The following is a 24,185-nucleotide window of genomic DNA, read 5'->3' as shown; positions in this document are numbered from 1 at the left end:
GACTTGACTAATAATGTATTTCAGCATGGCACCGTAGGAGGCTTGCGCATTCACGTTATGCCAACCAAGGCGTTCAAGACCTACGCGATCTCACTTTATGCAGGGATCCCTCTTGATGAGAATACAGTAACCTCTACTGCACTGGCTCCATTCGTGCTTCGCAGAGGTACCGCGACTTATCCTGAGACTACGCAATTCCGCGAGCGTCTGGAGGAGCTGTATGGCGCTGGGTTCGGGTTTGATATTTATAAAAGAGGCGATTATCAAATCGTTCAGTTCCGCATGGATACGATTAATGACTCTTTTGTGCAAAGCCAGGAGAGCTTACTTGAACAATCCTTCGCTTTCTTAGGTGAAGTACTGACTCGTCCATTAGTTGAAGACGGCAGCTTCCGGCCTTCGTATGTTGCAACAGAGCGTGAAACCGTTCGCAAGAAGCTGGAGTCTATCGTAAATGACAAGATACGTTACGCCGCTGAACGCTGTATTGAGGAAATGTGCCGCAAGGAGCCATACCGTCTTCACCCTCTGGGTCAAAGAGCGGACCTGGATCAAATCACTCCGAAAAGTTTGTATGAATCGTATAATTCCTGGCTGGATGAAGCCATCCTTGATCTTTATGTAGTGGGTGACACAACCACTGAGGAAGTAGAACAGCTTGTACAGCGTCATTTCGGCCGGGTTCAGTCCGAGGTGGGCTTATATAGCTCTAAGTTCATACCAGTATCGGTTAATGAGGTACGGACTGTAGAAGAGAAGCTGGATGTCAGTCAGGGCAAGTTGAACCTGGGCCTGCGTACCTCTATTACTTATAAGGATGATAATTACGCTTCCGCGATTATGTACAACGGTATATTAGGAGGGTATCCACACTCTAAACTCTTCGTGAATGTACGTGAGAAGGCAAGCCTTGCCTACTATGCTTCGTCTCGTTATGACGGCCACAAGGGCATTGGAACGATTCAATCCGGCATCGAAACGCAAAATTACGGCAAAGCCGTGGACATTATAGAGAAGCAATTGGAAGAGATGAAAGCTGGCAATATCAGTGATCTGGAACTGAGTCAGACCAAAGCTATGATCCGCAATCAGCTTTCCGAGATTCCGGATTCTGCTTTTGAAATGATCTCTTACGACTTCAACCGCCAGTTGTCAGGAAAAGAACGGACAGCGGATCAGCTATTGGGGCAGGTGGAACAAATCGGTGCTGAAGATGTAAAAGCCGCTGCCGAAACCTTTCAGCTGGATACGATTTATTTCTTGACAGGAAAGGAGGAATAACGATGGAACAAATTCATTACGACAGACTTCAAGAGACCATTTATCATGAGGTCATGGATAACGGACTTCAGGTATATGTGTTGCCGAAACCAACCTTCAAAAAGACTTATGCTACATTTGCAACTAAATACGGTTCTGTTGACAACCATTTTCATGTCGCAGGTGGAGAAGAGACCACTGTTCCTGATGGTATTGCTCACTTTTTAGAGCACAAGATGTTTGAAGAGCCGGAAGGCGATATTTTTGCTACCTTTGCTTCAAATGGAGCCTCGGCCAATGCTTTTACAAGCTTTGATCAGACCGTTTATCTTTTCTCAGCAACAGAGAATATAGAGACCAATCTTAGTACGCTCGTTGATTTTGTTCAGCGACCTTATTTTACAGATGAAAATGTAGAAAAGGAAAAGGGAATTATTGGACAAGAAATCAATATGTATGCTGATAATCCGGACTGGCGCGTGTATTTTGGCCTTATTGAAGCAATGTATTCGAAACACCCGGTTCGGATTGACATTGCAGGTACGGTAGAATCGATTAGTACGATCACGAAAGAAACGCTGTACACATGTTATAACGCTTTTTATCACCCTAGCAATATGTTGTTGTTCGTGGTTGGGGGTGTGGACCCGGAGAAAGTATTCTCCTTGATTCGCGCTAACCAAAAAGGTAAAACCTACGGCAAGCAGGGTGAAATCAAGCGTATTTTTGAAGATGAACCCGAACAAGTCGCTACAAAACGGCTAGAAAGCAAGCTTGCTGTTTCGATGCCGAAAATCATGTTTGGTTTTAAGGAAAAAGTAGAAGATCTAACAGGTGAGGCTTCTCTAAAACGCGATCTGATAACGAAGCTAATGCTCGATTTGTTGGTAGGCAGTAGCACAGCGTTGTATCAAAAGTTATATGATGAGGAATTGATCTCGGACAGCTTTGGACATGAATTTAATAGTTCTCCGCAGTATGCTTTTTCTGCAATGGGTGGGGATACGAAGGATCCTGATCTGCTGTTAAACCGAATTAAAGAAGAAGTAGATCTAATCTTAAAGTCTGGCTTTACGGAGAAGGATTTCGAGCGGGCACGGAAAAAGAAAATAGGCGGATATTTGCGTATGCTTAATTCCCCTGAAAGTATTGCACATGAGTTTACACGCTACCAGTTCCGCGGTGGTGACCTGTTTGAAGTTCTGCCTATGTATGAGTCGATTACTTTGGCGGAAGTTAACGAGCGTCTGCAAGCCCATGTAAAATGGGAACAGCTTGCCGTTTCATTGGTGGTGAGTCCTTAGGTGAGCGTTTTGGGAGAGAGCAGCAAACCACTAGGGGAAATGACAGTGCTCATTACAGGGGGAAGCGGAGGGATCGGCGGCGCCATTGCGGAACGATTTGCTTCTGTGGGGATGAATATAGTTATTCATTACAAACACTCACATGAAGCTGCGAATGATGTCGCGCGGCGTTGCATGGCCTTTGGGGCAAAGGTAATGACAGTAAACGCCGATATGAAGGATCGTAGTCAGATTGTACGTATGGCTGAAAAGCTTGAGAGTAATGGGATGCAGCCGGATATTCTCGTCAATAACGCCGGTAAATCGCATTACGGAATGCTCGCTGACGTGACCGAAGAGGAATGGGATGACATTATGTCCATTAACTTGAAGGGAACCTTTATGTGCAGTCAAATCTTCATGCCTTACATGGTATCACAACGTTATGGTCGTATCATCAACGTTTCTTCCGTTTGGGGAATCACTGGAGCTTCTTGCGAAGTAGCTTATTCGGCTAGCAAAGGCGGAGTGAATGCCTTTACAAAAGCTTTAGCAAAAGAGCTGGCTCCATCTGGTGTAACGGTTAACGCGGTAGCTCCAGGAGCGGTTAATACGAACATGTTGTCCAATTTACAGGAGGATGAAGTCCGTATGCTGGAGGATGAGATTCCAGTAGGGCGTTTGGCTACGCCTAATGAAATATCTTCACTAATTTATTTTTTGGCTTTGCCTGAGTCCGGGTATATTACTGGCCAAATTATTAGTCCAAATGGTGGATGGATTACCTGATCTTCAGTTGGAGAAAAGCTCCAGCATAATAACTTAGCTTCTAAGACATATTATAAGTGTTGTTTTTAAATCTCACGTAAGGCGGCTTACAGCCTGTATGCAGGTGTTTGACCGTAAACATGAAGGAGGATTTAAGATGACACAAGAAGATAGCGTAATCAAAAACTTTGACACCTGGAAGAAATTCCTGGGAAACCGAGTTGTACAGGCGGAGAAACTTGGGATGAGCGAAGACACAATCTCAAAGCTGGCTTTTGAAATTGGGGAATTCCTCGATGAAAAAGTGGATCCAGCAAACACTCAAAACCGTGCAATCAAAGAGCTATGGGACGTCGGCAACGATGAAGAAAAGCAGACGATTGCTAAACTCATGGTCAAGTTGGCGAAAAATCACGCCTAAGCTTGCGGAAAAGCTCCCCTTGTGGGAGCTTTTCTGCAATTATTACAGGACTGACCTTGCCTTTCATTTTTATTTTATATATCATTAACATGACCCGTGTTTCAGACCGCTTTGTCTGAACGGCATTTTTTTGATGTATATCAAAGTGCGGGAAAAGGAATCTATGAGGTGTACAAGTGGAATATAAACAATGGTATATGGAATACAAGATTCACAAGAACAGACCCGGTCTGCTTGGTGATATCGCTTCAATGTTAGGGATGCTAGAAGTCAACATTCTGACGATTAATGGCGTTGAAGGAAAGACTCGCGGAATGTTGCTGGAGACCAATGACGATGACAAAATAATGCTAATGGGCGAAATGCTCAAGAAAGTTGATAATATTACAGTTTCAGCTCTGCGGTCTCCAAGACTCGTAGACAAGCTGGCTGTGCGCCATGGGCGATATATTGAACGGGATTCAGATGATCGGAAGACGTTTCGTTTCACCCGGGATGAGCTTGGACTATTGGTCGATTTTCTCGGGGAACTGTTTAAAAAAGATGGAAATCAGGTAATAGGACTTCGAGGTATGCCCCGTGTAGGAAAGACGGAATCGATCATTGCTGGCAGTGTGTGTGCGATGAAGCGGTGGACGTTCGTTTCTTCGACACTTTTACGTCAGACGGTGCGAAGTCAATTAGCAGAAGATGAGATGAACCCGCATAATGTATTTATTATTGATGGTATTGTTAGTACGATCCGCTCTAATGAGAAGCATTATAATTTATTACAAAATGTTATGAGTATGCCAAGCACGAAAGTGATCGAGCATCCAGATATTTTTGTGCGGGAATCTGAGTATACCTTTGATGATTTTGATATTATTATCGAGCTTCGCAATAATCCAAATGAAGAAATATTGTACGAGTCGTTCACGACTAGCTACAGTGATGATTTATAGAACACCAATGATATTCATTGAAATTTACAGGAGGTGATGGTATGTCGGAACTGGGCCGGCAATTGAAAGAGGCGCGTCTGCAAAAAGGGATGAGTCTTGACGATGTCCAGGAAGTAACGAAAATTCGCAAAAAGTATTTGGAAGCCATCGAGTCTGGAGATTATAAGGTGCTTCCAGGAAGTTTTTATGTTAGGGCGTTTATCAAAACGTACGCAGAGGCAGTAGGGATGAGCCCTGACGAACTGCTTGAGGAGCATGGGAATGTACCAGCCCCTCCCGAAGACACAGCCATGGAAACGGTGATTCAAAAACGGAGCCGTAGACCAGAAACAGAACGGAATGCAAAATGGCTGCCAACAGTGTTAATGTGGACATTTCCAATATTGATTATTGTTGTGATTTACATTTATGCTTCTAGCTTGAACAAACCGGACCCTGCTCAGATTGATCAGACAAATCTGACGAACGAACAGCAGGATCCTACGACAGCCCAAACATCTCCACCGGCTTCAGGAGGAGGCGTTGTGGCGCCAACTTCTTCGGCAGGAACAGAAGCAACAACGGAACCTACAGCAGAGCCTACGCCAGTACCAACACCTACACCTTCCCCGCAATCCATTACAGTTACACCGGATGGGAAAGCAGGGAAAACAACAAAATTCAAGGTTTCAGCTCCGGCTGGAAGTGAAGTGAAGGTTGAAATTTCTGCTACTGGAGTAAGCTGGCTTGAGGTGTATAAAGGTGAGAACTCTAAAGGTGAAAAACTTTCATTTGGAAACACAGCGGCTGGAAATCGTATGAGCTTTGTGCTTGGAAGTGAAGGAATGTATATTAAATCTGGTTATTCACCAGCTACTGAGATTACTGTCAATGGACAAGTAATTACAGATGAAAAGACATCATCTCGTCTGCTACTTAATCTGGATGATGGTACTGGAAGTGAAACGACCCAGAATGAAGGTACCACCGATACTACCGACCAGACTAATGAAACAGGCCAATAAGAAAAATGATGCATAGACTTTGGCTTTGCGGGGAACATAAGAGTGTTTCCAGTTTCTTAGCCAAAGTGGGGTGTGCGTTCATGATTGTTAGCTGGATTGTAGCTGGACTTGGGGTTATTGTCAGTCTTATCGGATACTATATGACACCAAGTGCTTGGGGTTATGGAATTCTCGGGTTCGGTCTTGCACATATTGTGCTTGGAATTCTGGATATGTTTCGGAGCCCGCTTCGAAGCAGATAGAGAATTTAGAATGTGCGTCTCCAAGGGATATCTTCCATTGGAGACCTATTTCTACCTGAAACACAACTCATTTCGAAGGAAAAGCTCCACTATGTGGGGCTGTTTTCTGTGTCGGGTGAGGTACATATTATCCAATATTAGACTTAAGGGTATCATTCTTTTATAATAGTAGCAGACTAAAAAGTACAAAGGACGTGTAGTTATGAGTTCAGAAAGTTCATTTGATATCGTATCTAAAATGGATATGCAGGAATTAACCAATGCGATCCACCAAACAGAGAAAGAAATTGACAACCGCTTTGACTTTAAGAATAGCAAGAGTAGTCTGAAGCTGGAGAAAGACGCACTTATTATCGCCTCTGAGGACGAATATAAGTTAAACGCTGTTATTGATATTTTACAATCGAAGATGGTGAAGAGAGGCATCACGCTGAAGAACTTGGATTTCGGCAAAGTAGAGCCTGCTTCCCTGGGAAGTGTTCGTCAGCGCTTAGGTCTTAAGCAAGGGATTGATCAGGAGAACGCGAAAAAGATTAATATCCTGATTCGTGACTCGAAATTGAAGGTGAAGAGCCAGATCCAAGGAGATCAGATCCGTGTAACCGGTAAGAACCGTGATGATTTGCAGCAAATTATCCAGATCTTACGTAAAGCCGATTTGCCACTAGATTTGCAATTCATGAACATGAAATAGAAATTGGTACCCCGCAGTGCACTTCAGCACCATATGCGGGGTGCTTTGTATTTTTTTTGACACCTATTTATAGCTATAATATACTTGCTTAAGTAGAAAAAGATGAGCCTGATCCAGGCAATTTGTATGAACGATTTAGGGGAGGAACTTCAGTGAATTTACCCAACCGCATCACGCTATCACGTATTTGCCTAATCCCGATTATGATGTTTTTTTTGCTGGTGGATTTCAGCTTTTATCCAGAACCGATACATTGGGGCTCTTTTCAGCTATCTGTTAATCATTTGGTAGCAGCTGTAATCTTTTTGCTTGCTGCGAGTACAGATGGAATAGACGGCTACATAGCTAGGAAATATAATATGGTCACCAATCTCGGTAAGCTCCTTGATCCGTTAGCGGACAAGCTGTTAGTTTCCGCAGTTCTGATTTCACTTGTGGAATTGGGCAGATGTGATTCATGGATCGCAATTGTTATCATTAGTCGTGAGTTCGCAGTAACCGGGCTTCGCCAGATAGCATTGTTAGAAGGAAAAGTGGTTGCCGCCAGCAAATGGGGGAAGATAAAGACGGTTGTACAAATTGTAGCGATCTCACTGCTGTTGTTGAATAATTTCCCATTTCAATTCGTCAGCATTCCTGTAGACGATATTGCCATCTGGGCTGCAGCCTTGATCACTATCTACTCTGGAATTGATTATTTTGTGAAGAATAAGGAGCTATTACAGCTGCATAATGCTTAAGCATTATAGGTAGCTACATATAGGAGAGGTAATAGGTAAAGCACCTATTACCTTTTTTAAACCCTAAAAGCAGTGTATCTACATTATAACGAGGAGGCGAAAGCCAAGTATGAAAGCGGAGATTATTGCAGTAGGCACAGAGCTTTTGCTCGGTCAAATCGTAAATAGTAATGCCCAGTTTTTGTCTATTGAGCTAGCTGCTATTGGGATTGATGTATATTTTCAAACCGTAGTTGGGGATAACAGCAGCCGTCTGCAACAAGCCATTGAGATCGCTCAAAGCAGAGCGGATGTTATCATATTTACCGGTGGTATCGGTCCTACAGAAGATGATCTAACGAAGGACGCGCTGGCTGCTTCCTTAGGCCGCACACTTCATATAGATCGCTTGGCAATGGATCATGTACAACGTTTCTTTGATGATCGCAAGATCGTAATGACGGAGAATAATCGTAAACAGGCACTTATAATTGAAGGCACCACACCTTTGCCAAATGAGATTGGTCTTGCTGTTGGCATTGCTTTTGAGCATGAAAAGAAATATTATATTGTGCTTCCGGGTCCGCCTCGAGAGATGAAGCCGATGTTCGTAGATAAAGCTGTACCGTGGCTCCAGCAGCACGCTCTGACGACAGAAATGCCACTTTATTCTAAAATGCTTAAATTTGCCGGTATCGGAGAATCACTGCTTGAGGATAAGCTAATTGATCTTATTCACAGCCAGACAGACCCAACCATAGCTCCTTACGCTAAAGAGGGAGAGGTAACCGTTCGTATTTCGACAAAGGCGCCTTCCGAGCATGAAGCATACAAGAAGCTGGAGATTCTGGAGAAACAGATCAAAGAGATTTTGCCAGAACATTTATATGCAAATATTGATGTGCCGCTGGAGCAATTGATTGTGGATTGGATGGCGGATGCAGGTCTGACTTTAAGTGCGGCAGAGAGTTGCACTGGAGGCTTGCTGATGGAGAGTATAACTAACATTCCCGGCAGTGCTTCGATGTTTGCGGGAGGAATCGTCTGTTATTCCAACGACCTGAAGAAAAAACTTCTAAATGTGCCAAGTGCATATTTGGAGGGGCCAGATGCTCCAGGGGCAGTTAGTCGTGAAGTTGCCGAGGTGTTAGCTGATCAGGTGAGAATGATCGCGGATAGTGATTTCGGTTTATCTGTAACGGGTGTAGCAGGACCAGGCTATTCTGAACGTAAGCCAGTTGGACTTGTATTTATTGGTTTAGCTGAACGCGGGCGTAAGACAGAAGTGTATGAGCTTAATCTTAAAGGTACACGTGAAAATATACGACTGCGTACTGTTAAAGCTCTGTTGTATCGTCTATGGCGCAGACTTGAGGAACGGAAGGTGGAGACACCGCTAGAAGGCTCAGACTTGTAATGGGAGATTAGCCCAGTTATAATTGAGACATACGGAAGAACCGTGGCACTGAGATTTCTTTGCTGCGGTTTTTTGTATATCTGCGGAGATTTTGATCGCTGTTTTGGTTTTGATCATAAGTCGTTGATGTCCGGTGAAGTAGAGAAATCAGTTAACTTCTATGTCCGGAGGGAGGCTTACAATAAAAGGGATAATTAACGCTTGAGACAAAAAAAACGAATGTATGTTCGAAAAAAAGCTTGGCAAGACCTCAAAAACACGTTATTATATTATTATAAACAGTGAAGGAAGTGGTCTGATTGTCAGATCGTCGTGCAGCGCTTGATATGGCGCTTCGTCAAATAGAAAAACAATTTGGTAAAGGTTCGATCATGAAACTGGGAGAATCCACTCATATGCAAGTGGAAGTTGTACCTAGCGGATCTTTGGCACTTGATATTGCGTTAGGTATAGGCGGACTTCCAAAGGGACGTATCATTGAAATATACGGACCTGAATCCTCCGGTAAAACAACTGTTGCTCTTCATGCTATTGCAGAAGTGCAAAAACAAGGAGGACAAGCTGCATTTATCGATGCTGAGCATGCGCTCGATCCGAAGTATGCACGTAACTTGGGCGTAAACATTGATGAATTGTTGTTATCTCAGCCAGATACGGGTGAACAGGCACTTGAGATTGCTGAAGCACTTGTACGAAGTGGTGCAGTAGACATTATTGTCGTTGACTCCGTAGCTGCATTGGTTCCTAAAGCGGAAATCGAAGGTGATATGGGTGACTCTCACGTCGGTCTACAGGCTCGTTTGATGTCTCAAGCGCTTCGGAAGCTATCTGGTGCCATTAGTAAATCGAATACAATTGCTATCTTTATTAACCAGCTTCGTGAGAAAATTGGTGTTATGTTCGGTAATCCTGAGACAACCCCGGGTGGTCGGGCGTTGAAATTCTACTCTTCCGTACGGTTGGATGTTCGTCGCGTCGAAAGTATTAAGATGGGTAACGACGTTGTAGGTAACCGCACCAAGATCAAGATTGTGAAGAATAAGGTAGCACCTCCATTTAAACAAGCTGATGTTGATATCATGTATGGTGAAGGGATTTCCAGAGAAGGAAGTCTTGTAGACATCGGTACTGAAATGGACATCGTGAATAAGAGTGGTGCATGGTATTCCTATGAGGGTGAGCGTCTCGGCCAAGGACGTGAGAATGCCAAACAGTTCTTGAAAGAACATCAAGATATTGCACTCATCATTGAGAATAAGATCCGTGAAGCAAGTAATCTGTCCACTATTGTTGCTGCACCAAATGAAGCGGAAATCATTGCAGAGCAAGAGGAAGAAGAGAAGCTACTTCTCGAAATCGAACAATAGAATTTATTAAGGAATAGGACGCCCTGTGATTCATTGTTGCAGGGTGTCTTTTCTTAACAGTATAAAAAATATATATTTGGGGTCCCCCAAAGTACCTGAGTATGCATCGAATTTAAGCGACACTTTGTGGGGATATTTTATTGCTATGAGGTGACAAGTAACTATGGTAATACAGCTGGATATGGATTTTGAATCGGATGAGCAGGACGTACAGGTCCTATCTGATTTTCCTGATGGAGAACTTTTAGAAATTACTAAGGTAGAACGTCAGAAGAAATCGGACCACCGCTATATCATACATTTCGGAGCCTATAACATGACTGTACACGAAGACGTCATGATTAAATATCGGATGATTACTGGAAATTCTTTTATGAAAGCCGATTTGGAGGAAATTGTTGTTGCTGATGAGCGACAGCGAGCTTATGTAGAAGGACTTCGTTATCTAGAACGGAAGCCACGAACCGCTATGGAAATGACTCGCCGTTTACGGCAGAAGGAAATAGGGGAGACTATTATTGCGGAAGTGGTGCAACGGCTGCAGCAAGAAAGATTTCTTGATGACCCCTTGTATGCAAAGCAATGGGCGGAGCAACGCATTACGAACCAGCGAAAGGGGAAAATGTGGATTCGCCAAGAGCTACGTGAGAAAGGAATCGACAAAACCTTGATTTCGGAAGCACTAGAGAATGTCAGTCCTGAACAAGAACTAGAGAGTGCACTTCAGATTGGCCGTAAGAAATGGAATCTTATTCGTGGTGAAGCCACAGATAAGCGCAGAAAGACTGGAGCCTTCTTAATGCGGCGTGGATTCTCGGGTGATATGGTGCGACAAGTGATTAATACTTTACTTGAAGAAGACAATTATGAGGGTGAAGATGAGGAATTTTACTAGACTCACTGATTCTCTTGACATTAATGCGCATATCGACTCTCTTGACAATGTCTTTTTATAAATAATAAAATATAACATGAATCGGCATAAAGTAAGAATCCTTTTTCCTTCCCAAAAAGGGGACTTTTTAAAACGGTTCGCGTACAACTCATATGAAATGTAATCGCCGGATAAGGCGGGCAGTGTGCATGTGCAGCATGTGCAGTATGGCAATCGGTTATTTACCGGTTTTTTGTATGGTGATGAACGGATAGTTTAACAACTGCACAATTCCCAGGGATATACCTTGGAGAGGAACCAACGAGGAGGTGAACAGATGCAAGCATGGATCTGGGTCATTATCGTTCTCGTTGTAGCTGCATTATTCTTTGGGTTCGGTTATTTTATTCGTAAATCCCTTGCAGAAGCTAAAATTCAAAGCGCAGAAAGAGAAGCCGTAGTCATCGTGGAGAACGCGAAGAAAGACGCAGAGGCGCTGAAGAAAGAAACAGTATTGGAAGCTAAGGATGAAGTCCATAGAATCCGTACTGAAGCTGAGAAAGAAACTCGTGAACGTCGGAATGAAATCCAACGGCAAGAGAGACGTTTGCTGCAAAAGGAAGAATCTCTGGATAAAAAAATGGAATCGCTTGAAAGAAAAGAAGAACAAGTAGCTAACAAAGAGAAACGAATTGATGAAACCCAACAGCAAATTGATGTTATTTACAAAAACCAAGTCACTGAATTGGAGAGAATTTCCAATTTAAGCATCGAAGATGCAAGAAGTATTATTCTTAGCAATGTTGAGCAAGAAGTTCGCCATGAAACGGCTCAAATGATCAAAGAGATTGAACAGCAGGCGAAAGAGGAAGCGGATAAGAAATCCCGCGAAATCATTACACTCGCTATCCAACGCTGTGCAGCTGATCACGTAGCGGAGACAACAGTTTCAGTTGTTACCCTGCCGAACGAAGAGATGAAAGGTCGGATTATCGGTCGTGAAGGCCGTAATATTCGTGCACTTGAAACTCTCACAGGTATCGACCTCATTATTGATGATACGCCGGAAGCAGTTATTTTGTCGGGATTTGATCCAATCCGCCGTGAAGTGGCCCGTACGGCACTTGAGAAGCTTGTGGCAGATGGACGTATCCATCCCGCTCGAATTGAAGAGATGGTGGAGAAATCCCGCAAAGAAGTGGACGAACGAATTCGCGAGTATGGTGAACAAGCTACTTTCGAAGTGGGTGTTCACGGATTACATCCAGATTTGATCAAGATTCTGGGTCGTCTGAAATTCCGTACAAGCTATGGTCAAAATGTATTGAAGCACTCCATGGAGGTTGCTTATTTAACTGGACTGATGGCCGGTGAGCTTGGGGAAGACATCGTGCTTGCAAAACGTGCAGGATTACTCCATGATATCGGCAAAGCGCTGGATCATGAAGTAGAAGGATCGCATGTTGAGATCGGCGTTGAACTAGCGAAGAAATATAAGGAACATCCGGTTGTTATCAACAGTATCGCGTCTCATCATGGAGATTGCGAAGCTACTTCGGTTATTGCTATGTTGGTTGGTGCAGCTGATGCATTGTCAGCAGCAAGACCTGGCGCTCGCCGTGAAACACTGGAAACGTATATTAAACGTCTAGAAAAACTGGAAGAAATCTCAGAGTCATTCGAAGGTGTTGAGAAATCATTTGCTATTCAGGCGGGCCGTGAGGTACGCGTGATGGTACAGCCAGAGAAGATTGACGATGCAGAGGCATTCCGTCTTGCTCGCGATATTACGAAGATGATTGAAAGTGAACTGGATTATCCAGGACATATCAAAGTTACCGTTATTCGTGAGACACGGGCTGTTGAATACGCTAAATAGGTGGAATATAAGGTTAAGGGATAAGATGTAACTTATACTTTCTTATATTTGTTGAGAATTGGCCCCTAAGCGGGGCCTTTTTCTTTTGAATATGAGGCCTTATCCATAAGCTATAGCGGTTAAGATTAGGAGGAGAGAATCATTAAAGTACTATTTATTGGAGATATCGTTGGAAATGTTGGCAGAAAGGCTCTTCGTGAGATGTTGCCCTCACTAAAAAGTAAATATCAGCCACATATCATTATTGTTAATGGTGAAAATTCAGCTGCTGGAAGAGGGATCACTAAGGCGATTGCGAATGAATTTTTTAACTGGGGCGTTCACGGAATAACGATGGGGAACCACACCTGGGACAATAAAGATATTTTTGAGTTCATCGATGATGAAGCTCGGATTATTCGCCCTGCGAATTTTCCACCAGGAACACCGGGAAGAGGTTATACGGTCGTTAAAGGTAACGGTAAAGAACTGGCCATTGTAAATTTGCAAGGCCGGACATTCTTACCTGCTATCGATTGTCCTTTCCGCGTTGGAGAAGAAATTGTGGAGGAGCTTCGTAGAGATCATAAATGTATTTTAGTCGATTTCCATGCGGAGGTAACCTCTGAGAAAATCGCCATGGGATATTTTATGGATGGTCGCGCATCGATTGTTGTGGGGACACATACTCATGTTCAGACAAATGATGATGTGATTTTGCCAGGAGGAACTGCGTATTTGACCGATGCGGGTATGGTTGGTTCAAGCGAAGGGATTCTGGGTATGGAAAGAGATGCAGTACTTTATAAGTTCACAACTCAGCTTCCAGCGCGATTTGTTGTCGATGAAGGCAAGTGGCAGCTTCACGGTTTATTTGCAGAATTAGATGAATCAACTGGTGCGGCAACTCGTCTAGAGAAGATACGGCTTCGTGAAGATGAATGGGTTATGAGCTAAGCGTATTACAGAGTATTTTGTTAATTCGGGTAATTTCGCCGAGTTAGGGTAAAGTGTGATATTTTTTATATCGTAACAGAGTATCTTGTACACCGTTTTTGGAAGACGTGGTCCGTAAAAAGAAGGAATTATTTCTTCTCTCGCGAATAACATCTAAAGTAGTGGAAGAACACCATTATTTTCCCAGGGGAGGTACTTACTATGGATGTATTAAAAGTATCAGCTAAATCCAATCCAAATTCCGTCGCCGGCGCATTAGCAGGTGTTCTTCGTGAACGTGGATCGGCCGAATTGCAAGCTATTGGAGCTGGAGCACTGAATCAAGCAGTCAAAGCAGTTGCCATTGCCCGGGGATTTGTTGCACCAAGCGGAGTTGATTTGATCTGCATTCCTGCTTTCACTGATATAGTGATTGATGGAGAAGATCGAACCGCGATTAAACTGATTGTTGAACCCAGATAATAGACCTATAGAATGAATGAGCCTGTTTACTTTTGTAAACAGGTTTTTTGCTTTTTATTTATAGTCTGAAGTTTTTTGGCATAGGATTTGAAATAGGGTCTTGGAAGATGAATTATACGGCTAGAACTGCGAGAAAGTGAGGTTATAGAATGAGTGTTAATAAGCTTAAGGTAGCGGATTTTCATTGTGATGTGCTAAGCAAAATGCAAGCCTCTCCGGATATTGATTTTGACAATGATCCCCGATTAGATGTTACTGCAGAGCGGTTAAGATCGGGCGGAGTGGAATTGCAGATTTTTGCAATATATCTTTCGACAAGTAGGGGCAGAGCAAGCTTTGAACATGTCCTAGGGCAAATGGATCTCTTTAGGCAAAAGATAGTGAACACAGATGGGCTTCAGTGGTTACGGTGGAAGGAGCAAGTAGGGAATCGGCTAGTAGGTGCTCCTCCGCAAGCAATGCTCTCTCTGGAGGGCGTAGACGGCTTAGAAGGGAACTTGTTTTATGCCCAGCTCTGTTTCGAACTTGGAGTACGCTTTCTTGGTGTAACTTGGAATTATGCGAACTGGGCAGCAGATGGTGTGCTAGAGAAACGAAATGGTGGATTTACGGAAAAAGGGAGAAAGCTGATAGAATGGTGCAACGAAAGTGGAATGCTGCTGGATGTGTCGCATTTGTCGCAAGCGGGGTTCTGGGAGTTGGCTGATTTAAGTAATCGTCCGTTTATTGCCTCCCATTCGAATGCTGCAGCTATATGTGGGCATGTTAGAAATTTAAATGATGAACAGATTAAAGCTTTGATTGCAATGGATGGAAGAATAGGCCTGACCTTTTATCCGTGGTTTGTACGTGATGATGGGAAGGCTTGCATGGATGATTTGTTAAAGCACATTGAACATGTAAGTAGTCTCGGCGGAGAGAAGCATATGATGTTTGGCTCGGATTTTGACGGCATTGATACTTGGGTGGAGAAGTTGGAGCATCCGGGAAAATACCCTGATCTTATAGAACAGCTGCTTCGTTATTATCCAGAGGATACTGTGAAAGGTTGGATGTATGAGAATGCGACCTCTTTTTTAAGCGAAAACTTGCCCTCTCAGGTGTCTAAACCATGACAATCTTGTGCAAAAAACATAAAATGTCGAAAAAAGGGGCTTCGTTATGATGCAGCCCTTTTTATTTTTGGGTAAGAAGATGTATAATGGTTAATGGCTTGTACAGATACTAGAGAAAATACAAGGAGTGACTTTACAATGAGTAAGACTGTACCCGTAGGTGTGTCGGCTAGACATATTCACCTTACGCAAGAGCACGTGGAGGCTCTGTTTGGCCCAGGATATCAATTAACTGAGTTCAAACCACTTTCACAACCAGGACAATTTGCAGCAAATGAACAAGTAGCAGTTATCGGTAGCAAAGGTAAATTTGACAAGGTAAGAATTTTGGGACCTGCTCGTCCGGCTTCCCAATTAGAAATTTCCCGTACTGACTCCTTCGCACTTGGCGTGAAAGCTCCAGTTCGCGAATCTGGAAATATTGAAGGAACACCTGGCATTACGCTTAAAGGACCTGCTGGTGAAGTTGAATTAGAACAAGGTGTTATTATCGCAGCTCGTCACATTCACTTCCACACATCTGAAGCTGAAGCTTGGGGCATTGCGGATAAGCAATTGCTTAAAGTTCGTCTGGGTGGCGACCGCGGTCTCGTATTGGAGAACGTAATTGCTCGTGTATCTGACAGCTTCAAACTTGATATGCATATTGATACTGACGAAGCTAATGCTGCCGGTGCCAACAATGGCGACACTGCTGAAATCGTAGACTAGTCTTCATACGAATGATAAGAAGCGGGGGAGAAATCCTTCGCTTTTTTTTGTTTGTTTTCTGCGTGCAAAAATGTTATGTGACTAATATGCCCGCTCACTTGAACATTTTTCCGACTGCATAGCTCTTATTGTTTCGTATTTGTGCGGATTTGTGCCCGTTTTACACGAATAGGTGCAATAGAGTCCGATCGCTCAAAAAGATGTGTATTCAGGAGCATAGGAATTCAGGAACACAGAACTCAGGGTGGATCCTATCCTGAAATGGATTTTTAATGAAAATTGGTGCGATGATAAAGAATATCTATTATTATTTGACTGATTATGTTATGATTATTGTTTATGACGTGACAAAAGGATTTTTTGTTAAGAATATATGTATTAGAAATTAAGGAGACAAAATGACATTTAACGAACTGAATATTATGCCTGCGATTTTAAAGGCTTTAACCAAAGAAAACTATACATCACCTACACCAATACAGGAGCAATCGATCCCAGCTGTATTAGCAGGTAGAGATTTACTTGGATGTGCTCAAACGGGAACAGGAAAAACAGCTGCATTCTCTGTACCTATTATTCAATTATTAAGCGAACAAACAAGTCCCAATAAATCAAACAATGTGCGACGTATTCGCTCACTGATCTTAACACCGACAAGAGAACTAGCGATTCAAATTGCTGATAACATAAAAGCGTATAGCCAATATACAGATATCCGCTCTGCTGCCATCGTTGGTGGTGTATCACAGAAAGTACAAGAGCGTGCCCTGAATCAAGGTGCTGATATTCTAATTGCTACACCAGGTAGACTTATCGATCTGATCAATCAAAAACGTGTGGACTTACAGTATGTCCAAATTCTTGTCTTGGATGAAGCTGACCGTATGCTAGATATGGGCTTTATCCATGATGTAAAGCGGATTATCGCCAAAATGCCAACGAAAAAACAAACGCTGTTCTTCTCGGCAACGATGCCTACTGAGATCTCCAAATTGATCAAAACCTTGCTTGTAAATCCAGTAAAAGTAGAAATCACACCCGTGTCATCTACTGCGGACAGAATCGAACAATCGATCTATTTGTTAGAGAACGGAAACAAGCAAAACCAATTGAATCTTTTATTACAGGATAAATCAATCGTTTCTGCGCTGGTGTTTACTCGTACTAAACGTGGTGCAGACCGTGTTACTCGTGATCTAGCAAAAGTGAACATTTCTGCACAAGCCATTCACGGCAATAAATCGCAGAATGATCGTCAGAATGCATTGCGGAATTTTAAAAGTGGTGCAACCCGTGTGCTAGTAGCTACGGATATCGCCGCGCGAGGAATCGATATTGATGAGTTGTCTCATGTAATCAACTTTAACTTGCCTAATATTCCAGAAACCTATGTGCACCGAATTGGTCGTACGGGTAGAGCGGGTTTAAGCGGGACTGCAATCTCTTTTTGTGAATCTGAAGAGCTTCCGTTCCTTAAAGATATTGAGAAATTGATCGGAAAATCGATTCCTGAAGTGAAGGATCACCCGTATCCGATGTCTCGTAAAACGCAGATGAAGACAGAACGATCTTCGAAACCGTCAGGTTCGAGATCTGCCTCTTCAAAACCGTCGACCTCTAGACCTTCTACAGCTAAACCTGCGGGGTCAAAGCCAGCGGCATCTAAACCTGCCAAAGCAAAGCCTAAGTCCAACCCTCCACTAAAGCCAAAGTCTGAGTGGTTCACCAAGGGAAGACAGCAAACTTCGAGCAGCAGATAAGTTGTTTTGAACGCTAGACGTTTTATATAGTAAGATCTCAAAACCGTCAGAGAAATCTGATGGTTTTTTTTGTTTTTTGATGCTGCGGTAAGTTAATAGGTGATACTCTTTTATTTAAAAACAGAGGTGATGTTGTGGACGATACTAAACTATATACACTGTCGATAGAATCAGAAGAATAGTTAGAATAATATCGAAAAAGTTATTGCTGATCTTCTCGATGAGAGCGATTTCGACGTTAGATTCATTACAAAAAAGCCGCTACACAGTTCCCACTGTATAACGGCTGTTGTTATTATAGTTATGCAGTCGCTTCAATCGCGTTGTCCTGAATATAAGAACCAAGCTCTTGCTGAAGCGCTGTGCTGATGGAAGTCATTGGGAGGCGAAGCGTATCCGAATTGATTAGGCCATTTTGGCTAAGCATCCATTTGATTGGAGCGGGGTTCGATTCCTTGAACAAGAGACGGATGATCGGCAGTAGTTGTTCAAAGTTTTCTTTGGATAAGTCGAATTGACCCGATTTGAAGGCTTCGTATATACGGATACATTCTGCTGGATAAACGTTCGCAGTAGCAAGCATACCACCAGCTGCCCCGGAGCTAAGCATTTCAAAAAAGAGTGAATCGTCGCCGCCAAGCACAGGTTTGCTACCTGTACGAACTAGCTCAGTAACCATTTTGGTGCTACCAGAGCAGTCTTTTAATCCGACAACATGATTCATTTCTAGGATTGTACGTGCAGTATCTAGGGTCATAGCAGTACCCGTACGACTTGGAATGTCATAAGCCATGATCGGAATACCTACTTCTGCCGCTTTGCGGAAATGGGCAATGATGCCCTCTTGTGATGGACGACTATAATAAGGGACGACTACTAGTGCGCAATCCGCACCAAGGTTAGCTGCGATCTCTGTGCGAGCTACCGTAGAAGCTGTGTCATTGGTTCCTGTACCGACTACTAAGGGGATAGATGTAGATTGTAAAAGCTCACGAGAAGTGTTTACTAGAAGCTGCATTTCATTTACGGTTACAGTTGGCGATTCACCGGTGGTTCCATTAACGACCAGACCTTGTATGCTGTTGTTAATAAGGTTCTTTACATAACGCTGATACGAATCCAGATCGACTTCACCAGCAGCATTGAACGGGGTGACCACGGGGACATAAATTCCATAAATCTGTTGTTCTGTAAGCATAAATTATCGGCCTCCAAAATATTTTAATTCCTCTACATACACTTTACCATGGAATGTTGCATCGTCGTTAGCTATAATAAATGATGTGTATCATCAAAAATATTGATGTTAGGGTGAGGTTATGGATTTAACCTATTTACGAACATTCCGCGAGGTAGCTAAACGTCAGAGCTTTACACGTGCTGCTGAAGAGCTAGGTTATGCCCAGTCGAGTGTTACGATGCAAATACAGAAGATAGAGAAGGAATACGGAGTCCCTTTAATAGAACGGCATGGTCGCCAATTGCGTCTTACCCCGCCTGGAGAAGAGCTATTGAAGCTATTCGTGGAGATTTTGGATCTGTATGATCGTTCTAAAGAAACCATCGCCCAGCAAATAGGAGGCACGCTAACAATTGGGACAATAGATTCATTAGCCGCATTCTACTTGCCCCCTTACCTACAGCAGTTGAGGACGAAATTCCCGAAACTTGATATCCATCTACAAACTATGCAGGAAGCTAGTCTTGTGGCCAAAATAAAAGACGGGGAAGTGGACATCGGCTTGATGCTTGATCGTACCACTACGGATTCTCTACTTGATCGTACGATCATTAGAGACGAACCGCTTGTATTGATCGCCCCCATTAATCATCCACTTGCCCGGAAGGATATAGTAAGCTTACAGGATCTAAATAACTGTGAATTAATTGTTTCTGAAGAAAGCTGTATTTATCGGAGTCTGTTCGAGAATCTGTTAAAGGATCACGGCATTATATTCCGCATAGGCTTTGAGCTTTCGAATCTAGAAGCGATCAAACGTTGTGTAATGAATGGTCTGGGAATTGCCCTGCTACCAAAAATCGTGGCAGAGGAAGAAATTGAGCGGGGGAACTTGGCCGAGCTGCCCTTCGCACATCCGGAAATTCACTTTGATCTGCAGCTTCTGATGCATCCTAAGAAATGGAAGTCCCAGCCGTTGCAATTTCTAACGCAAATGTTACTTGTGAATGAATCGTTAGCGAAAGGTAGCATTATTTAATGAAAGTCGCTATAAATATTGACATTCAAAATCAGTTTATGTTATATAAAAAGAAGAATTAGCACTCATCTAAGAAGAGTGCTAATCATAGAGTGTTGTACAAGAAGGTTATTTTGAAAGGAGATTTATTTATTCATGGCCAAAAAAGAGTTTAAAGCCGAATCGAAAAGATTGCTGGAAATGATGATTAACTCCATTTATACCCAACGAGAAATTTTCCTGCGCGAGTTGATTTCCAATGCAAGTGATGCGATTGATAAGATCTATTACAGAGCATTAGCTGATGAAGGCCTGGTCTTCAACAAAGAGGATTACTATATTAAAGTGAGTGCTGATAAGGCGAACAGAACCTTGACGATTTCCGATACAGGGATCGGGATGACTCAAGAGGAACTGGAGAATAACTTAGGAACGATCGCGAAGAGCGGATCGCTTGCTTTTAAAAAAGAGAATGAAGCTAAAGATGGTCATAATATCATCGGACAGTTCGGTGTTGGCTTCTACGCTGCGTTTATGGTGGCAGATGACGTTACAGTGATCAGTAAGGCACTAGGCAGCGACGAGGCCTTTAAATGGGAGTCTAAGGGCGCTGACGGCTATACTCTGGAGTCTGTCGAGAAGGATTCTGTGGGTACTGATGTTATTTTGAAGATTAAAGAGAATACCGAAGAAGATCAATATGATGAATATCTGGAAGAATATCGCCTGAAATCCATCATTAAAAAATACTCCGACTTCATCCGTTTCCCAATTAAGATGGACGTGAAGGAGCAAAAGCCAAAAGTAGGCACAGAAAACGAGTTTGAGGAAGTTGTTCAAGAACAAACCGTAAACAGCATGGTACCAATCTGGCGGAAGAACAAAAGCGAGCTGACCACAGAAGATTACGATAACTTCTATGCAGAGAAACGTTACGGCTTCGACAAACCGCTTAAACATATTCATATCAGTGCCGATGGTGCTGTAGTATATAATGCAATCCTGTTCATCCCAGAAAATACACCTTTTGATTATTACACAAAGGAATATGAAAAAGGTCTTGAGCTTTATTCCAACGGTGTATTGATCATGAACAAATGTGCAGATCTGCTGCCTGACTATTTTAGCTTTGTAAAAGGTATGGTAGATTCAGAGGATCTTTCGCTGAACATCTCCAGAGAGATGCTCCAGCATGACCGTCAGCTGACCTTGATCGCTAAGAATATTAAGAATAAAGTGAAGAGCCAACTGCAAAGCTTGCTGAAGGATGAAAGAGAGAAATATGAGCAGTTCTATAATGCTTTTGGCAGACAGCTTAAATTCGGTGTGTACAATGATTATGGAATGCACAAAGATACACTTCAAGACTTACTGATGTTCTACTCCTCCAAGGAGAAGAAGCTGGTAACACTGGACGAATATGTATCAAGAATGCCAGAAGATCAGAAGTACATCTATTATGCATCCGGAGAGTCGATCGACAGAATCGAAAAGCTCCCACAAACCGAGCTGGTATCGGATAAAGGGTATGAAATTCTCTACTTCACTGATGATATTGATGAATTTGCGATCAAGATGATCCAGTCGTATAAGGAAAAAGAATTTAAATCCGTATCCAGTGGTGATCTGGGAATCGAAGCTGACGAAGCGGACAAGCCAACGGAAGCGGAAGAGAACGAAAACAAGGAGCTTTTTGAAGCGATGAAGGACATCCTGTCCGGCAAAGTGAAGAATGTTAAAGCTTCCAAACGTTTGAAGACGCATCCGGTATGCCTCTCTGCAGAAGGTGAACTGACGATCGAGATGGAAAAAATCCTGAAATCGATGCCGAATGGGCAAGAGGTTCAAGCGGACAAGGTACTCGAAATCAACATTCATCACGAAGTATTCCAGTCCTTGAAAGCGGCAGCTGAGAACGATAAAGAGAAGCTCGGTTTATACACGAACTTGCTGTACAACCAAGCCCTGTTGATCGAAGGATTGCAAGTTAGTGATCCTGTTCAATTCACCAATGATATTTGTAAAATCATGAAATAATATAAAGTACAGGGACCATCCAATTGTATTATGATTGGGTGGTCTTTTTCATGGGAATTATGGCGAATTCATTATGTTTGAGCTTATGCATTGACATTACTCGATAAATTAAGTATTATTTCCAGTAACTTGAATATGTAAAAGCAAAGAAGAGAAAGAGTACCACGGCAATTCTTTCAACAGAGAGCTCCGGTCGCTGAAAAGGAGTAAAGAAAACCCTTGGGAATATGGTCTCAGAGCTGCGCATCGAAACCTTATGGGTTGTAGGCTGCGCCGGAACCTGCATCCGTTACAGTGCTAGGGTATAAACGTTAATTAACGTCGTACCTGAAGAGGTAAATGTCATGAGGCATTTATAAAATTAGGTGGTAACACGTGAGTAGAACTCTCGTCCTTTGTGGACGGGAGTTTTTTTGTTGTCTAAAAAAAGGAGGAGAAGGTTAATGAGTAATGTGTTTATAGGTGGTGCTTGGCCGTATGCGAATGGATCTTTACATCTTGGGAGATTATCAAGTGTGTTGCCTGGGGATGTGCTGGCACGATATTTTCGCTCCAAAGGGGATAACGTATTATATGTATCAGGCAGTGATTGCCATGGCACACCCGTAGCGGTTCAGGCTGCGAATGAAGGAATTACGCCCGGAGCCTTTGCGAGCAGATATCATGAAGAGTTTCTGAAGTGTTTTGAACAGCTGGGATTTAGTTATGATCTATATACTCGAACGGATCAACCGCAGCATCATAAGGTCGTGCAAGAGTTGTTTACAAAGCTGCTAGAGAATGGTCATTTATATAATAAAACCATTGCGCAATGTTACTGCGAGGTAGATCAGCGCTTTTTGCCAGATAGATATGTAGAAGGGACTTGTCCGGTATGTGGCCAGCGAGCACGAGGGGATCAATGTGATTATTGTTCTACGATTCTAGATCCTGCCGATTTGTTAGAGAGAGTCTGCAAATTATGTGGGAGTACGCCAACAGAACGGCCTACAGAACATTATTATCTTAGCTTATCTAATTTTCAGTCTGAATTAACGGAATATGTAGAGGAAGCACAATTTTGGAGAGAAAACGCTATTAAACTGACCAAACGTTATTTACAAGAAGAGCTGCAGGACCGCGCGGTAACAAGAGACTTGTCTTGGGGTGTAGATGTCCCTGTGGCTGGATTTGAAGATAAAAAAATTTATGTTTGGATTGAGGCGGTAAGTGGTTATCTATCAGCCAGTAAGCAGTGGGCTGCGCAGTCCGGAGGAAGCTGGGAGGATTTTTGGTTAGAGAATAAAGGGAAGATTACCGCTTATTATGTCCATGGTAAAGACAATATTCCTTTTCACACCTTAATATGGCCGGCTGTGTTATTAGGAGCAGGAGGTTTGCATTTACCGGACAGGATTATATCTAGCGAATATTTAACCCTTGAAGGGCAGAAGTTCTCCACTAGCCGAAATTGGGCGGTCTGGGTACCTGATATTTTAGAGCGGTATCAGCCAGATTCTATTCGTTATTTCTTAATTGCCAATGGACCCGAGAAGCGGGACACGGATTTTTCCTGGAGAGAGTTTATTTATAGCCATAATGGAGAGCTGCTTGGAGCATTTGGTAACTTTGTAAATCGTTCATTGGCTTTTGTAGATAAGTTTTATGAAGGGAAAGTGCCGAATGGGCAATTGGATAAGGGGTGGAGGGACAACATTGACCTCTTGTATCTGGAATCAGGGCGGCTTATTGAGGCTGGGAATATAAAAGATGCGCTGGAGTATATTTTTTCTTACGTGCGCAAGGCAAACCAGTATTTCGATCTGCAAAAACCATGGATACAGATAAAAGAGGATCAGGTTTCTTGTGATTCTGCAATATACACATGTGTGCAAATTATTGCGAACCTAGCGAATTTGCTGCATCCGTTTCTGCCGTTCTCATGTGACAAGATCAGGGGGTTCCTGTCGTTAGAACTACCGAATTGGCAGCCTTGCTCGGTGCCCCCTTACCAACAGATTACTGATTTACAATTGTTGTTTGAACGAATTGATATTAGTCGTATTAAAGAAGAAGAGGATAGACTAGTTCAACAACAAGTGAATAAATAGCGAA

At 42.9% G+C, this 24,185-nt stretch carries 22 protein-coding genes and 1 other annotated feature; of the genes, 21 read left to right on the top strand and 1 reads right to left on the bottom strand.

Annotated elements, in window-relative coordinates; translation table 11 throughout:
- Window positions 1–3 precede the first annotated feature (3 nt).
- The 18 genes from yfmF to M2444_RS04305 all read left to right on the top strand — a co-directional run bounded on the left by yfmF (window position 4) and on the right by M2444_RS04305 (window position 17,856).
- Entirely contained in the window at window positions 4–1,281 is a 1,278-nt protein-coding gene (gene yfmF, locus M2444_RS04390; RefSeq protein ID WP_094870278.1) for an EF-P 5-aminopentanol modification-associated protein YfmF, read from the top strand.
- A gap of 2 nt (window positions 1,282–1,283) precedes the next feature.
- The gene (gene yfmH, locus M2444_RS04385; protein ID WP_094877311.1) at window positions 1,284–2,564 is read left to right on the top strand and encodes an EF-P 5-aminopentanol modification-associated protein YfmH; all 1,281 of its coding nucleotides are present in this window, start codon (window positions 1,284–1,286) and stop codon (window positions 2,562–2,564) included.
- Between the two features lie 39 nt (window positions 2,565–2,603).
- The gene (ymfI, locus tag M2444_RS04380; RefSeq protein WP_280786617.1) at window positions 2,604–3,332 is read left to right on the top strand and encodes an elongation factor P 5-aminopentanone reductase; all 729 of its coding nucleotides are present in this window, start codon (window positions 2,604–2,606) and stop codon (window positions 3,330–3,332) included.
- A 136-nt stretch (window positions 3,333–3,468) separates the two neighbouring features.
- Window positions 3,469–3,732 carry a DUF3243 domain-containing protein gene (locus tag M2444_RS04375; RefSeq protein WP_094877312.1) on the top strand — a complete coding sequence of 88 codons (264 nt, stop codon included), beginning with the start codon at window positions 3,469–3,471 and terminating at the stop codon, window positions 3,730–3,732.
- Between the two features lie 176 nt (window positions 3,733–3,908).
- The gene (locus M2444_RS04370) at window positions 3,909–4,676 is read left to right on the top strand and encodes a DUF3388 domain-containing protein (protein ID WP_042128818.1); all 768 of its coding nucleotides are present in this window, start codon (window positions 3,909–3,911) and stop codon (window positions 4,674–4,676) included.
- Between the two features lie 41 nt (window positions 4,677–4,717).
- A complete protein-coding gene (locus tag M2444_RS04365; RefSeq protein WP_094870276.1) occupies window positions 4,718–5,680 on the top strand; it encodes a helix-turn-helix domain-containing protein in 963 nt (320 codons plus the stop codon).
- Window positions 5,681–5,760: 80 nt separating this feature from the next.
- Window positions 5,761–5,922 carry a hypothetical protein gene (locus M2444_RS04360; RefSeq protein ID WP_179281593.1) on the top strand — a complete coding sequence of 54 codons (162 nt, stop codon included), beginning with the start codon at window positions 5,761–5,763 and terminating at the stop codon, window positions 5,920–5,922.
- A gap of 202 nt (window positions 5,923–6,124) precedes the next feature.
- A complete protein-coding gene (locus M2444_RS04355) occupies window positions 6,125–6,616 on the top strand; it encodes a YajQ family cyclic di-GMP-binding protein (protein WP_094870275.1) in 492 nt (163 codons plus the stop codon).
- 152 nt (window positions 6,617–6,768) lie between these two features.
- Window positions 6,769–7,356 carry a CDP-diacylglycerol--glycerol-3-phosphate 3-phosphatidyltransferase gene (gene pgsA, locus M2444_RS04350; protein WP_094870274.1) on the top strand — a complete coding sequence of 196 codons (588 nt, stop codon included), beginning with the start codon at window positions 6,769–6,771 and terminating at the stop codon, window positions 7,354–7,356.
- Window positions 7,357–7,465: 109 nt separating this feature from the next.
- The gene (locus tag M2444_RS04345) at window positions 7,466–8,752 is read left to right on the top strand and encodes a competence/damage-inducible protein A (protein WP_042189391.1); all 1,287 of its coding nucleotides are present in this window, start codon (window positions 7,466–7,468) and stop codon (window positions 8,750–8,752) included.
- A 299-nt stretch (window positions 8,753–9,051) separates the two neighbouring features.
- Window positions 9,052–10,119 (top strand): recombinase RecA, encoded by a 1,068-nt coding sequence (gene recA / locus M2444_RS04340; RefSeq protein ID WP_094870272.1) that lies wholly within the window; start codon window positions 9,052–9,054, stop codon window positions 10,117–10,119.
- A 163-nt stretch (window positions 10,120–10,282) separates the two neighbouring features.
- Complete coding sequence (locus M2444_RS04335; RefSeq protein ID WP_094870271.1) at window positions 10,283–11,014, top strand: regulatory protein RecX; 732 nt, start codon at window positions 10,283–10,285, stop codon at window positions 11,012–11,014.
- Between the two features lie 316 nt (window positions 11,015–11,330).
- Window positions 11,331–12,872 carry a ribonuclease Y gene (rny, locus tag M2444_RS04330; RefSeq protein WP_042128807.1) on the top strand — a complete coding sequence of 514 codons (1,542 nt, stop codon included), beginning with the start codon at window positions 11,331–11,333 and terminating at the stop codon, window positions 12,870–12,872.
- Between the two features lie 141 nt (window positions 12,873–13,013).
- Window positions 13,014–13,808: a TIGR00282 family metallophosphoesterase gene (locus tag M2444_RS04325; protein WP_280786616.1), complete on the top strand. Its 795-nt coding sequence runs from the start codon at window positions 13,014–13,016 to the stop codon at window positions 13,806–13,808.
- A 201-nt stretch (window positions 13,809–14,009) separates the two neighbouring features.
- Complete coding sequence (locus tag M2444_RS04320) at window positions 14,010–14,270, top strand: stage V sporulation protein S (RefSeq protein WP_019910496.1); 261 nt, start codon at window positions 14,010–14,012, stop codon at window positions 14,268–14,270.
- A 149-nt stretch (window positions 14,271–14,419) separates the two neighbouring features.
- A complete protein-coding gene (locus tag M2444_RS04315) occupies window positions 14,420–15,385 on the top strand; it encodes a dipeptidase (protein WP_094870269.1) in 966 nt (321 codons plus the stop codon).
- 138 nt (window positions 15,386–15,523) lie between these two features.
- A complete protein-coding gene (gene pduL, locus M2444_RS04310; protein WP_042128797.1) occupies window positions 15,524–16,096 on the top strand; it encodes a phosphate propanoyltransferase in 573 nt (190 codons plus the stop codon).
- Window positions 16,097–16,494: 398 nt separating this feature from the next.
- Window positions 16,495–17,856, top strand: a complete 1,362-nt coding sequence (locus tag M2444_RS04305; protein ID WP_280786394.1) for a DEAD/DEAH box helicase — start codon at window positions 16,495–16,497, stop codon at window positions 17,854–17,856.
- Window positions 17,857–18,157: 301 nt separating this feature from the next.
- Here the strand turns inward: M2444_RS04305 and dapA are convergent, their stop codons facing one another.
- Window positions 18,158–19,054, bottom strand: a complete 897-nt coding sequence (gene dapA / locus M2444_RS04300) for a 4-hydroxy-tetrahydrodipicolinate synthase (RefSeq protein ID WP_094877316.1) — start codon at window positions 19,052–19,054, stop codon at window positions 18,158–18,160.
- A gap of 121 nt (window positions 19,055–19,175) precedes the next feature.
- On the opposite strand from dapA, the gene M2444_RS04295 reads away from it, so the two are divergent.
- The 3 genes from M2444_RS04295 (at window position 19,176) to metG (ending at window position 24,181) form a co-directional block, all read left to right on the top strand.
- A complete protein-coding gene (locus M2444_RS04295) occupies window positions 19,176–20,075 on the top strand; it encodes a LysR family transcriptional regulator (RefSeq protein WP_094870265.1) in 900 nt (299 codons plus the stop codon).
- A gap of 135 nt (window positions 20,076–20,210) precedes the next feature.
- The gene (htpG, locus tag M2444_RS04290) at window positions 20,211–22,091 is read left to right on the top strand and encodes a molecular chaperone HtpG (RefSeq protein ID WP_094877317.1); all 1,881 of its coding nucleotides are present in this window, start codon (window positions 20,211–20,213) and stop codon (window positions 22,089–22,091) included.
- 137 nt (window positions 22,092–22,228) lie between these two features.
- Window positions 22,229–22,490, top strand: a binding site (T-box leader).
- A gap of 44 nt (window positions 22,491–22,534) precedes the next feature.
- Window positions 22,535–24,181 (top strand): methionine--tRNA ligase, encoded by a 1,647-nt coding sequence (gene metG, locus M2444_RS04285; protein ID WP_280786393.1) that lies wholly within the window; start codon window positions 22,535–22,537, stop codon window positions 24,179–24,181.
- Window positions 24,182–24,185: the final 4 nt, after the last annotated feature.

It is taken from the genome of Paenibacillus sp. PastF-3 (genome assembly GCF_029893135.1).
GTDB lineage: Bacteria > Bacillota > Bacilli > Paenibacillales > Paenibacillaceae > Paenibacillus_AQ > Paenibacillus_AQ nitricinens.
This window is presented reverse-complemented; position numbering and strand designations above follow the sequence as displayed.

Coding starts and splice junctions, on each gene's coding strand:
- htpG (WP_094877317.1), top strand. CDS start 20,211: ATGGCCAAAAAAGAGTTTAAAGCCGAATCGAAAAGATTGCTGGAAATG.
- M2444_RS04315 (WP_094870269.1), top strand. CDS start 14,420: ATGAGTGTTAATAAGCTTAAGGTAGCGGATTTTCATTGTGATGTGCTA.
- M2444_RS04305 (WP_280786394.1), top strand. CDS start 16,495: ATGACATTTAACGAACTGAATATTATGCCTGCGATTTTAAAGGCTTTA.
- metG (WP_280786393.1), top strand. CDS start 22,535: ATGAGTAATGTGTTTATAGGTGGTGCTTGGCCGTATGCGAATGGATCT.
- M2444_RS04320 (WP_019910496.1), top strand. CDS start 14,010: ATGGATGTATTAAAAGTATCAGCTAAATCCAATCCAAATTCCGTCGCC.
- dapA (WP_094877316.1), bottom strand. CDS start 19,054: ATGCTTACAGAACAACAGATTTATGGAATTTATGTCCCCGTGGTCACC.
- M2444_RS04375 (WP_094877312.1), top strand. CDS start 3,469: ATGACACAAGAAGATAGCGTAATCAAAAACTTTGACACCTGGAAGAAA.
- pduL (WP_042128797.1), top strand. CDS start 15,524: ATGAGTAAGACTGTACCCGTAGGTGTGTCGGCTAGACATATTCACCTT.
- yfmH (WP_094877311.1), top strand. CDS start 1,284: ATGGAACAAATTCATTACGACAGACTTCAAGAGACCATTTATCATGAG.
- M2444_RS04295 (WP_094870265.1), top strand. CDS start 19,176: ATGGATTTAACCTATTTACGAACATTCCGCGAGGTAGCTAAACGTCAG.
- M2444_RS04345 (WP_042189391.1), top strand. CDS start 7,466: ATGAAAGCGGAGATTATTGCAGTAGGCACAGAGCTTTTGCTCGGTCAA.
- M2444_RS04355 (WP_094870275.1), top strand. CDS start 6,125: ATGAGTTCAGAAAGTTCATTTGATATCGTATCTAAAATGGATATGCAG.
- M2444_RS04335 (WP_094870271.1), top strand. CDS start 10,283: ATGGTAATACAGCTGGATATGGATTTTGAATCGGATGAGCAGGACGTA.
- rny (WP_042128807.1), top strand. CDS start 11,331: ATGCAAGCATGGATCTGGGTCATTATCGTTCTCGTTGTAGCTGCATTA.
- ymfI (WP_280786617.1), top strand. CDS start 2,604: ATGACAGTGCTCATTACAGGGGGAAGCGGAGGGATCGGCGGCGCCATT.
- M2444_RS04365 (WP_094870276.1), top strand. CDS start 4,718: ATGTCGGAACTGGGCCGGCAATTGAAAGAGGCGCGTCTGCAAAAAGGG.
- M2444_RS04360 (WP_179281593.1), top strand. CDS start 5,761: ATGATTGTTAGCTGGATTGTAGCTGGACTTGGGGTTATTGTCAGTCTT.